Annotated in this window: 12 protein-coding genes; 8 read left to right on the forward strand and 4 right to left on the reverse strand. The window is 53.7% G+C overall.

Features of this window, described 5'->3' with window-relative positions; genetic code table 11:
- From TRICHSKD4_RS23375 to TRICHSKD4_RS23390, 4 genes are all read right to left on the reverse strand, one after another.
- Positions 1 to 576, reverse strand: a complete 576-nt coding sequence (locus TRICHSKD4_RS23375) for a TetR/AcrR family transcriptional regulator (RefSeq protein WP_009469467.1) — start codon at positions 574 to 576, stop codon at positions 1 to 3.
- 144 nt (positions 577 to 720) lie between these two features.
- Positions 721 to 1,389, reverse strand: coding sequence for a cupin domain-containing protein (locus TRICHSKD4_RS23380; protein ID WP_009469468.1), 669 nt, complete (start codon positions 1,387 to 1,389; stop codon positions 721 to 723).
- A gap of 23 nt (positions 1,390 to 1,412) precedes the next feature.
- On the reverse strand, positions 1,413 to 2,033 hold the full coding sequence (locus tag TRICHSKD4_RS23385) for a glutathione S-transferase (RefSeq protein WP_040617512.1): 621 nt from the start codon (positions 2,031 to 2,033) through the stop codon (positions 1,413 to 1,415).
- Positions 2,034 to 2,185: 152 nt separating this feature from the next.
- Entirely contained in the window at positions 2,186 to 2,812 is a 627-nt protein-coding gene (locus TRICHSKD4_RS23390) for a chloramphenicol acetyltransferase (protein WP_040617368.1), read from the reverse strand.
- Between the two features lie 219 nt (positions 2,813 to 3,031).
- Here TRICHSKD4_RS23390 and TRICHSKD4_RS23395 point away from each other — a divergent pair, with 219 nt between their 5' ends.
- The 8 genes from TRICHSKD4_RS23395 to TRICHSKD4_RS31375 form a co-directional block, all read left to right on the forward strand.
- The gene (locus tag TRICHSKD4_RS23395; RefSeq protein WP_009465529.1) at positions 3,032 to 4,381 is read left to right on the forward strand and encodes an IS5 family transposase; all 1,350 of its coding nucleotides are present in this window, start codon (positions 3,032 to 3,034) and stop codon (positions 4,379 to 4,381) included.
- Positions 4,382 to 4,636: 255 nt separating this feature from the next.
- A complete protein-coding gene (gene phnC, locus TRICHSKD4_RS23400; RefSeq protein WP_009469471.1) occupies positions 4,637 to 5,473 on the forward strand; it encodes a phosphonate ABC transporter ATP-binding protein in 837 nt (278 codons plus the stop codon).
- Between the two features lie 53 nt (positions 5,474 to 5,526).
- Positions 5,527 to 6,450, forward strand: coding sequence for a phosphonate ABC transporter substrate-binding protein (gene phnD / locus TRICHSKD4_RS23405; RefSeq protein ID WP_009469472.1), 924 nt, complete (start codon positions 5,527 to 5,529; stop codon positions 6,448 to 6,450).
- 94 nt (positions 6,451 to 6,544) lie between these two features.
- Positions 6,545 to 7,396, forward strand: coding sequence for a phosphonate ABC transporter, permease protein PhnE (phnE, locus tag TRICHSKD4_RS23410; protein WP_009469473.1), 852 nt, complete (start codon positions 6,545 to 6,547; stop codon positions 7,394 to 7,396).
- A gap of 10 nt (positions 7,397 to 7,406) precedes the next feature.
- Complete coding sequence (phnE, locus tag TRICHSKD4_RS23415; RefSeq protein WP_009469474.1) at positions 7,407 to 8,744, forward strand: phosphonate ABC transporter, permease protein PhnE; 1,338 nt, start codon at positions 7,407 to 7,409, stop codon at positions 8,742 to 8,744.
- 139 nt (positions 8,745 to 8,883) lie between these two features.
- Complete coding sequence (locus TRICHSKD4_RS23420) at positions 8,884 to 10,089, forward strand: lytic murein transglycosylase (protein ID WP_009469475.1); 1,206 nt, start codon at positions 8,884 to 8,886, stop codon at positions 10,087 to 10,089.
- A gap of 103 nt (positions 10,090 to 10,192) precedes the next feature.
- Positions 10,193 to 10,834: a ParA family partition ATPase gene (parA, locus tag TRICHSKD4_RS23425; RefSeq protein WP_009469476.1), complete on the forward strand. Its 642-nt coding sequence runs from the start codon at positions 10,193 to 10,195 to the stop codon at positions 10,832 to 10,834.
- A gap of 108 nt (positions 10,835 to 10,942) precedes the next feature.
- Positions 10,943 to 11,552: PAN/Apple domain-containing protein (locus TRICHSKD4_RS31375; protein ID WP_040617369.1), on the forward strand; the 610-nt coding region annotated here is incomplete at its 3' end.

Consider the following 11,552-nt stretch of genomic DNA (forward strand, 5'->3'; position numbering starts at 1 on the left):
CTAGGTATCTGAAAGGCGGGCGAGGAACATTTGTACAGCTAAATCAAAGCTTTCCGGGTTTTCGTTTAACCGAGCAGAGATTTGAGCACCTTCGACAAGCGCCAGCGTACTGGCAGCCTCCAACGCGGGGTCTTCAAGGTTTTTAATGCTGCCAGTTTTCAGGGCTTCTTCAAAGCGCTGTTGCAGCCAGGACAGTACCCGTTTCCTGAAATGCCCAATGGCTTGTTGAGTGCCTTCAGCCAATTCACTCTTCGTGACCGTATAGGCCACACACATGCAAAGCGTATCTCCACCCTGCAGAGCATCGCGGTAAAAGGACACAAAATCGCGCAGCTGTTGTGCGGTGCTGGAGCCGTTTGCGGTGTAGCCCTCCAGTGTGTCCATCACGCGTTGGTCATAGCGTTGCATAATGGCAGTGAGCAGATCTGCTTTCGCTGGGAAATGGTGATGAATACTGGCCTTGCGAATGCCAACCACATTGCTCAAATCCGAATAGCTGAAACCGTCGGCTCCCTTGTGGCGAACAAGGTGCTCGGCAACGTCCATCAATTTGGTTTTAGTGTCTTTTTTCGTCATTCGGATCGCATCTGGGCAGTGGTTACGAATGGAATCGGCTGAATTTCAGTTTGAGAAACTAGCCAATCCCATTCCTGTAACTTGATGTCAGATGAGACAAAAGGTCAATTCGTGCAGAGCACCAATTGTGGAGAGTTCTGACAATCACACATCTGGAGCTTCAGCAAAGGGCAGATGGCCGGTTTTGACCCAAATACGAGTGCCGTCAGATGTTGCTTTTGCGCTCAGGTGCTCTCCAACGGGAATCCGAATCCAGCTGCCTTTTTCCAGATTGTCGGGACCGGCGTTTACCGAGCCTGAGAGAACCAGCGCTTCGAGTCCGCCCTCTGCAGTGATCTCCAGTTCCGCATCCTTGTTCAGGCCGTAAAAGGTGACAATTTCACGGTCATCCTTGTGAAGCTCGGCTTTAGCGACGCCATTTTCAAAGTTGCTAAGCTCCGCTTCCATGTCTTTGCGAAATTGGGTGCGATCATCCATGTCGAACTGCCAAAGTTTCACAAAGATCACACAACCATCATCGGACCGTGGTGTATGGCTGGTGGTTGGCGGGTTACGGACATAGGTGCCAGCTGGGAAGTCACCGTGTTCATCCTGAAAAACACCCTCCAGAACAATGAATTCCTCACCGCCGGTGTGCGTATGCGCTGAAAAGTGGCTTCCGGGAGCATAGCGCACAATGGTCGTGGCTCTGGCAACTTCCTCGCCAATGCGATCCAGCATCCGGCGCTCAACGCCCTTCATGGGGGAGGCATGCCAAGGTTCTTGTTCGGAGTGAACCAGCTCCTTTTGGGAAAAGTCTGAGCGAATTTCCATGGTAAGTCTCCATCCTGATAGGATTACGCGTTGATGCTTGGGCGAGCTGCAACCTTTTTGCGCCAAGCCGACAGATGTGTAAGTTCCGCGGGAATTTCGATTTTTGCAAAATCCGCAAAAGCCAGACCGGCAAAAACCGTGATATCGGCCATGGAGAAGGTATCTCCCGCGACGTAAGTACGGCTCTTCAGGGTGTCATCAAGATACCGCATGGTCTCTATCGCTTTGCTCTTCCGCAATTTGCCCCAATCTGCAACCTGATTGGTTTCCAGTGTAGGTCCGAGGCCCGGAGTGGCGTGGTGAAAATAGTCTCCAACAGCGTCCAACAGGCCATTTTCTGCGCGCCTGTTCATCATATGAATGATAGCTCTTTCCTTGGGCGATTGACCACATAAGCTGGCCCCTGAATAGGTGCCGTCAATATACTCGGTAATGGCTGTGCACTGGGATAGGTACGTGCCATCGTCAAGCTCAAGAAGCGGGACGGATGCATCCGGGTTTTTGGAGACGTATTCGGCTGACCGATGCTCTCCGTTCATCACATCAACAGAAACGAACTGGACATCATCAACCGCTCCTTTTTCAGCCAAGGCAATTCGAACTCGTGCCGGATTTGGAAAGCCTTCAACATCGTACACTCTCATAATGTTCTCCTTCAGTTCAAAAAACAACCAACTAGAAGGTAGTGAATTTTCCAGAAATTGAAAGAGAAAATTTTGTAAAACTCAAAAGACAAATTAGATCAGTTGGTTGTGGTGCTTTAGTCAGGTGATGAAATGATCATCTGCGCTCAGCGCTATCGGTACTTCTCGATGAACGCGTCAATGCTCAGCGACCGGAAATCCGGTAGACGGCTTTTCAGGGTCTCGTGATCCCAGTCCCACCAGGCCATCTCCTGAAGCGCAATTGCCTGGGCTTCGGTGAAGCGTCGCTTGATTTCCTTGGCAGCAACACCGCCGACAATTGTATACGGCGCAACGTCTTTTGAGACGACAGCCCCGGCAGCAAGGATCGAACCTGTTCCAACCGTAACGCCTGCAAGGATTGTCACACCGTGACCGACCCAAACATCATGTCCTAATGTCACCCAGTCCTTTTTGCGCCACTCAAAAAAATCCTTGTCATCGTCTCCAAGGTCATAGGCGGCTGCTCGATAGGTGAAATGGTGTTGCGAGGCGCGCCATGTGGGGTGATTGCCGGGGTTCATCCGCACGTTTCGGGCAATGGAGCAGAATTTTCCAATTGTGGTCCATACCACGTCGCCGCCCTGAACGATGTAGGAATAGTCATCCATTGACGACTGCCGCATTTCGGTAAAGGCGCCAACTTCAGTCCAATAGCCAAGCTCGCAATCCAGAACAAGAGCGTCCGGATGGATGGACGGATCAGACGATAGGGAAGGTTTCTCAGCGGGAGATGACATCACGGACTTTCCGGAAAAACAGGGCGATTTCGCATAACTGGGCGTAATTGCAGCGAGCAGTGTTACAGCTTCATGACAGTCTACGGACTGGTGTTTAAAATACAGAGTTCGCGCTGAAAAACCCCTTAACTGATTGAAGAGTATGGATACCCATTGGGTTTTGGATGTGTGAATATGCCGGTTAGTTGATCCGAAGCACGCATTTTCTGGCATATTCTCATGAGACCTTCAAAACGCAACAAACGGTGTGGCGATCTGTTCAAGGAACGCCTGGCCGCAATCATCGATATGAACCATTCGTTGGTGCGGCTGTCTGGTCTGATGCCTTGGGATGAATTTGATGCGGAGTTCGGCAGGCATTATCGCCCCTTGGGACGACCGGCCAAACCAACGCGTCTGATGGCCGGGCTGCACTTTCTCAAGCACATGTACGATCTTTCCGATGAAGAGACGGTTGAGCGTTGGGTTGAAAACCCCTACTGGCAGTCTTTCTGCGGTTTTGAGTTTTTCCAGCACCAATTCCCCATTGATCCCTCAACCATGACCCGCTGGCGCAAACGGATTGGTCCTGAGGGAATGGAAAAGCTTCTTTCTGCTACGGTAGGTGTTGCGATTGAGAGCGGGACGATCAAGAAGAGCAGCCTTGAGCGGGTCTTGGTTGATACGACCGTTCAACCCAAAGCCATTGCCCATCCCACCGATAGCCGTCTTTATCACAAGGCCTTGCAGCTTCTGGTGCGCCAGGCCAAGAGGGCCGGCATCATCTTGCGTCGCAGCCATACCAGAGTTGCCAAAAAGGCGGCCTTGATGGCGGGCCGTTATGCCCATGCCAAACAGTTCAAGCGGATGCGCCGGGAACTCAAAAAGCTGAAGACCTATCTGGGCCGGGTCTATCGCGACATCTCCCGCAAGATCGCAGGCAACGAAGGTCTTGAGCACCGGTTCTCCCGTCTGCTGGGACTGGTGGAGCGGCTTCTGGCCCAGACCCCCAAGGACAAAAACAAGATTTATTCCATGCATGCGCCGGAAGTGGCCTGTATTGCCAAGGGCAAGGCGCGAACACCTTACGAGTTCGGGGCCAAGGTTGGCATTGCCACGACCAATCGGGAAGGATTGGTTCTTGCGGCGAGGGCTTTTGAGGGCAATCCCTATGATGGGCACACCTTGAATGACACCATCAGTCAGGCTGAGAAAGTCTGCGGCACCAAAGCTGAGCGTGTCTATGTGGACCGTGGCTATCGGGGGCATGATTATGAGGGCGACGCCAAGGTCATGATCTCCGGCCAGAAGCGCGGGCTGACGGCACAGATGAAGCGTGAGCTGAAACGACGATCAGCGATCGAGGCCACCATCGGCCACATGAAAACAGATGGACGACTTGACCGGAACTTCCTCAATGGCAAAAATGGCGATGCCATCAACGCCCTGCTGGCCGCAGCCGGTCATAACCTGCGTCTGATCCTCAATGCACTGATCATTTTGCTGCTCTGGATCACAAACCCCATCCCCAAACCGGTCAAATCGAATATTTGCGTATTGCTTCGGCCACGCGCAACATCAATGGCTTAGACGTTGTTCAGGGCGGACTACAGAGTTCGCAAATCTGGGGTGTCTGGTGTTTTTGAGGCGCTTATTGAAGTTAAAGAGGTGTTTAATAAGTTTAGTCGACAAAATGAATATCGTATTTCCCTCCTATACTTCAAATAATGATCAAAACAAGACAGGCGAAATTTCACAGAACAGACGAAAACCTGTCATTTATATGTAACACAACCATGGCTCTTGTCTTCGCTGGATAAGCAAAACAACGGACAGGGCCATCCCTTGATTCAGTTCGATAACGTTACAAAGACCTTTGGCGCTCGCACAGCGGTGAACAAAGTCAGCTTCACGATCGACAAGCCGCAGATGATTGGTGTGATCGGACGCTCCGGGGCGGGTAAATCGACGCTTTTGCGTATGATCAACCGTCTGACGCCAGCCACATCAGGTCAGATCCTGTTCAACAACATGAACATTCTCGCGCTGAAGGGCGCACAGATGCGGCGCTGGCAGCGGGATTGCGCCATGGTTTTCCAGCAATTCAACTTGGTCCCGCGTTTGGATGTTGTAACCAACGTCATGCTGGGACGCCTAAACGGTCACGGTGCGTTCAAGAGCCTTTTCAATGTGTTCAGCGCAGACGACGTAACGACGGCGCTGAATGCTCTGGACCGCCTCGGCATTGCGCAAGAAGCCAGCAAGCGGGCTGAAGAATTGTCCGGCGGGCAGCAACAGCGCGTGGCCATTGCCCGCGCGCTCATGCAGGACCCGCAGATGATTTTGGCCGATGAGCCTATCGCGTCGCTGGATCCGATGAACGCCAAGATCGTTATGGACTCGCTGCGCGAAATCCACGAGCGCGACAACAAGGTCGTGCTGTGCAATCTGCATACTCTAGACACCGCACGGGCCTATTGCGACCGCGTCATTGGCATGCGTGATGGGGATATCGTGTTTGATGGTGTGCCTGAAGCCCTGACAACAGACGTCGCCAGAGACATCTACGGCGCCGACGAGAGCTTTAATGAAGCGGCCACTTCGACAGCCATCGAAACCGACACCTCCAGAACCACCCATTCCGCCGGGACAGTGACCCCGGCGGTCGCCGTCGCAGTTTGATCTGCGTGAGCGACATAGTCATTGTTTCCAATTACTTACGGGGAGTCTCCCAAATGAAACGCGTCTCCAAACTTGCTGCGCTCGCCGCAGTCAGCATGCTCGCCTTGAACGCCACATCTGCAGCAGCAGATGATCAGAAGATCAACGAATTCCGCATTGGTATCCTTGGCGGTGAAAACGCGTCAGACCGTCTGCGCGCCTACACTTGTCTTGAAGAAAAAACAGCTGACCTTCTTGGCGTAGACGTCAAACTCTTCGCTCCGGCTGACTATAACGGCGTTATTGAAGGTCTTCTCGGTGGCAACCTTGATCTGGCATGGCTGGGCGCGTCTAGCTACGCCAAAGTTTACCTGACTGACCCAGAAGCCGTTGATCCGGTACTCGTCAAGGTCAATGTTGATGGTGGTTACGGCTACTATTCTATCGGTTTTGCCCGCACAGACAGCGAGATCAACTCTCTGGACGACATGAAGGGCAAGGTTTTCGGCTTTGGTGACCCGAACTCCACATCCGGTTACCTGATCCCGTCCATCGCCATCCCGCAGCAGGGCTACTCCATGAAGCCGGGCGAATACTTTGGCGAAGTGAAGTTCACTGGTGGCCACGAGCAAACCATCGTTGCGGTCGCAAATGGCGACATCGATGCTGGTGTTACCTGGGCGGACGGTCTTGGTGAGTGGGAAGACGGATATAACTCCGGCGCCCTGCGCAAGGCTTCTGATGCAGGTCTGGTTGACATGACCGAGATGACACAAATCTGGCAATCCCCGGTCATCCCGGAAGGCCCGATCGTTCTGTCCAAGAAGCTGCCGGAAGACGTTAAAATCAAGATGACGGGTCTGATTGCGTCCATGAACTCTATCGATCCAGACTGCGCATACAACATTGCAGCTGGTGAGACCAAGGGCTTCATGCCGATCACACACGATGCTTACGTGAACATCATCGAAGCTCGTAAAGCCAAGAACAAAAACTAAGCTCTTTTGTTTGGTTTGAACGCGGGTCGGACGTCTGACCCGCGTTTTCTGTCTTGACGTTTCAGTTCCTAAATTTGCCCCGAAGGAAAATCCAATGGCCGGTGTTGCCGCCCTTGAGCAGGAAATCATGTCGCTCCGCAAGCGGCGTCAGCTTTACTCCCTGATTGGAGTGTTGCTGGTGATCGCGGTTCTTGTCTCCGGCTATTCGAAATCCAACACAATGAACTCCGGGAATTTTCTGGACGGGCTTTCAAAATTCTTCGACTACCCGAGCGAAATTGTCATAGAGGCCTGGGAGGCGGGGCCAGCGTTCTTTGGCCTGATTCTGACTTATCTTCCAGCCATGCTCGAAACGCTCAATATCGCGGGTGTTGCAACGCTTTTGGGCGGAGCTATGGCCGTAGTTTTGGCGATGGCGTCATCTCGCAATGTAGACAGTTGGGGGCCGGGTATTCCGGTTGTGCGCCGGGTGATGGATATCATGCGCGCGTTTCCCGAGCTCATTATCGCTTTGTTTTTGATTTTTGTTCTGGGCTCTAGCCCTGTTCCTGCGATGATCGCCGTTGCCTTTCACACCGCGGGCGCGCTTGGAAAGCTGTTCTCTGAAGTAAACGAGAATATTGATCGCAAGCCGATTGAGGGGCTGTCAGCCTGCGGGGCCAGCTGGATGCAGCGCATTCGCTATGCGGTCATGCCACAGGTTGCGCCGAATTATCTCAGCTATTTCCTGCTTCGCCTTGAAATCAACGTGCGCGCTTCTGCTATTCTGGGCTTTGTTGGCGCTGGTGGGATTGGTCAGGAACTCCGGCGGACCATTGGTTGGGGGCAGGGGGCTGGCGATGAAACGGCGGCCATCTTCGTTCTCTTGTTTGTCACCATCATGCTGATTGATCAGGCCTCGTCTTACCTTAGGGGTAAGCTGGTAGGATCTGGCCGTGCGCACTGAGGAGGCCGAGATGAGCATTGATACTTTCAACGAGCCCGTAATTGACCGCGCGGACGTTCTGGCAGCCGTCAGAAAGCGCGCCAGATGGACAATTGCGGTTCCGCTGTTGATCCTTGCCTATTTGACCTACACGTGGTTTGCCTTTGGTGTGCCTGACCTGTTGTCACGCGCCCAACCTGACCGGGCCTTGATCCTTGCAACGGACTCAGTTGCCTACAAGGTACATGTCACCAAGTTGCTGCGCCGGGACATTCTGGAAGTCGCGATTGAGGGCGAGCGCCGGGCAACCTATGGCGATGAGGATTTACCTGAATGGGTAACGGTAGACGGAACCAACTCTGTCATTGATCTCGGTGAGGGCTACATCGTCGACATTGCCGGCAAGGTGATGCAGTTCACTGTTCCGGACTATGGTGTGATCAAAGTGACAGCCACCAACTCTGGCGTCACAACCGAGTTGCCACCCGGAGACGTCCCGGACTGGGTGTCTGATAATCCGAAGAAGTTTGACGCCCGCCCAACGCTAGACCGCCGTGTGCAGGTCACCCGCACCAAAATCGAAGTGCACAACTACTTTGGTGGCTGGGAGAACTTCTGGTTCCCGTTTGGATCACCTGTTTACGGCATGTCTTTCGGTGAGGTTGTTGCTGCGGTCTTCAGCGATGTCCGCATCGATCCGGACCAATCCAATGCCAGCCTGATCCTGCACGAGTTTTGGGAAAATCCTGACTGGCAGCATGGCGCAGTGTTTATCGCACTTCTTGAAACCATCATGATGGCCGTATTGGGAACCTTGACGGCAGCAGCCTTTGGTTTGCCGCTGGCGTTTTTGGCAGCCCGCAACTTCACACCATCCATGATCTTGCGGTTCTCGACACGGCGTCTGTTTGATTTCCTGCGTGGGATCGACATGCTGATCTGGTCGCTGATTTTCATTCGCGCTTTCGGCCTTGGGCCGCTCACAGGAGCCCTGGCAATCGCTTTCACCGATACCGGTTCCTTGGGCAAACTGTTCTCCGAGGCACTGGAGAACATCGACAACAAGCAGGTAGAGGGCGTGCGTGCCACCGGGGCCACCCAGTTGCAGCGCTACCGTTATGGCGTCATCCCGCAAATCTTGCCGGTTTTCGTGTCTCAGGTGCTCTACTATCTGGAGTCCAACACACGCTCGGCAACAGTCATCGGAGCATTGGGCGCTGGCGGCATTGGCCTCATGTTGGTTGAGACGATGAAAACGTCTCGCGACTGGGAAAACACCAGTTACATTATCATCCTGACGATTGTTGTCGTCATCGCCATGGATCAGGCATCCGGTTGGCTGCGCCGCAAACTGATTCAAGGCAAATAGAGGCAATTTTCCTGAGTTTTGACCGTGATTGTGAGAAATCTAAGCGCCGCTGCGGGGAAACCTCCACAGCGGCGTTTTTTTGCCGCAATTCACCTCACCATGGGGAAGGAATTCAGGTTTCTGAATCTTAGGGGGCAGTATGCCGAATTTCGCGCCACGCCAATTGTCTCGCTTCACGCTCGCACTGCCGCTTGCGTTCGGCCTCACAGCTCTTTCTCAGCCTGCGAGCGCGATTGAAAACTGCGTTGCATCCTTGAAGAAGCAGGCAATAGCATCGGGCGTAAAGCCGTCAGTTGCGGAAAACATGCTTGCAAAGGCGACTTACGACAAGAAAGTCGTTCGGTTTTCCAAAAGCCAACCCGAATACAAAACCCCGATCTGGGACTACATGGCCTTTCTGGTCGACCCAAAACGGATTGAAGATGGCAAGGCGCGGCTGAAACAGCATCGCTCGACGCTCTCTTCCATTGAAAAGCGCTATGGTGTGTCGGGCAATGTCGTCGTGGCTGTATGGGGTATTGAAAGTGACTTTGGTCAGTTTCGAGGCGATTTTTACACCCCCCACGCGCTGGCAAATCTTGTGTGTGCAGGTGGGCGGCGGTCGAAGTATTTCCGGGGTGAACTGATCAAGACCCTTCAGATTGCGTCCCGTGGAGACGTGCCAGCGCGTGATTTTCGCGGCTCCTGGGCGGGAGCTTTTGGTCAAACCCAATTCATGCCGACGACCTACACGAAACTTGCCGTGGATCATGACCGGGACGGTCGCAAGGATCTGGTGAATTCAGTGCCGGATGCACTCGCGTCAACCGCCAATTTTCTCAAGGATGCCGGATGGCGCAATTCGCGGCCTTGGGGCTACGAGGTCAAGGTGCCAAAAGGCTATTCGGGGCCTTCTGGACTTAAAAGAAGAGCGTCACTTAGCACATGGGGCAAGCGTGGTTTTGCGGATATGTCCGGAAAGCGTATGTCCGGTAAAACGGAGGCCGCTCTCATCGGTCCAGCAGGGGCAAGTGGGCCTGCTTTTCTTGTAACCCGAAATTTCAATGCGCTGCGCAGCTACAATGCCTCGACGTCTTACGGCTTGGCGATAGCCTTGTTATCTGAATTGATTGTTGGCAATGAACCGTTCAAGACACCATGGCCGACGAACAATCCTGGTCTATCTCGTGCGCAGCGGCTGGAACTGCAGCATCTTTTGAACCGGAACGGGTTCGATGTTGGAGAAGCCGATGGGAAGGTTGGACCTGCCACCCGAGCTGGCATCAAAAAGGCGGAATCCAAATACGGCATGCCTGTCACCGGTCGGCCTGCATGGAACATCTACTACGCTTTGGGCGAGCGCTAGCCAATATTATCTCATCGGATATTGGCTTGGTCCAAGGTGGACTTGCTAAGTAAATTGTTGCAGTGCAATATTCTCTTCATCAACCTTTGAGGAAGGGATTCGCATGTCGGGCCGGATATTGACTGTTGCACAGCAAAAAGGCGGGTCAGGCAAAACAACCTTGAGCGCACACCTGGCTGTTGCGCTGGCTCGCAAAAGCGGGGAACCTGTCGCTATTCTGGATGTTGATCCGCAAGGCTCGCTCGGTACTTGGTTTGAGGCGCGGGAAGAAACGCTGGGCGAAGATGCCACCGGCCTGTCCTTTCGCACAGCTTCGGGGTGGGGTGCGCGCCGGGAAGCTCGTTCCTTAGCCAAATCACACGGTTTCGTGGTGATCGACACGCCGCCGAAAACTGATACGGACGCGCGGCCGGCGATTGAGGTGGCGGATTATGTGTTTGTTCCGATCCAGCCCACACCGGTTGATGTGTGGGCGACAGAGCAGACGATTGAGCTGGCTGCACGAGAAAAAACACCCGCCTTACTCGTTTTGAACCGTGTTCCGTCCCGAGCATCCCTGACACATGAAATGGAAGAGGCCATTCGGTCCTCCGGCTATCAAGCGCTGACCAGTCGCTTGGGCAATCGCACAGGCTTTGCTGCCTCCATGGGGCAGGGGATCACAGTGATGGAGCAGGCCCCATCGTCCAAGGCCGCCGAGGAAATGTCTCTCCTGATTGACGAGATTCTCGGGCACATCGAATAACTCGGTTTAGAGAAAACGTTGCGTCCGCCCTGTTGCCATCCGTTCGACACGATCTCATGATGGGATCAACAAGCATGAGTTGTTGAACGACGCTGGGAGGAACAGGTCGTGATCGGTTTTCGTTTCAAAAAGCATTTTTCCATCAATCATTTGAATCTGGCGGGCTATCTTGCAGCCGTGGCCTTGATTGGCGGCGTTGCAACCGCCGATGCTGCGGAGCGGCGCATTGTCACCATCGAAGATGCGGATTATTTCGGGGCAGATTACCGAACCGTCAAAGATGTCGACCTGGAGGCCTGCAAAGCGGTTTGCCTTCAGGACAATCAATGCCGTGCCTTTACATTCAACACATCAGCCGGTTGGTGTTTTCTGAAATCAGACACCGGGCATTTGCAGAGCTTCGCAGGCGCGGTGGCAGGCCGTGTTCTGGAAGTAAGTGCGCCGCGCGAAACTGCTGAGGCCGAGCGCAGCAAGGAACTGACCTTCCTGACTGCCAGCCAGCTGCAAGCAGCCAAAACCTTTGAAGTCAAACTCAAGGACACCATACGGCCCGGAGCTGCCTCAGCAGAAAGCCTGAAACAGGCAGGAACCACTGCCTTGTCACAAGGCGATGGACGAGCCGCAGAAAACGCTTTTTCTGAGTTGGCAGTCCTTCAGCCCAGCGAAACTCTGGCGTGGGTCGGTCTAAGTCGCGCGTACGCAATCCAGTCTCCTGACA

Origin of the sequence: Roseibium sp. TrichSKD4 (genome assembly GCF_000148725.1) — a bacterium.
GTDB lineage: Bacteria > Pseudomonadota > Alphaproteobacteria > Rhizobiales > Stappiaceae > Roseibium.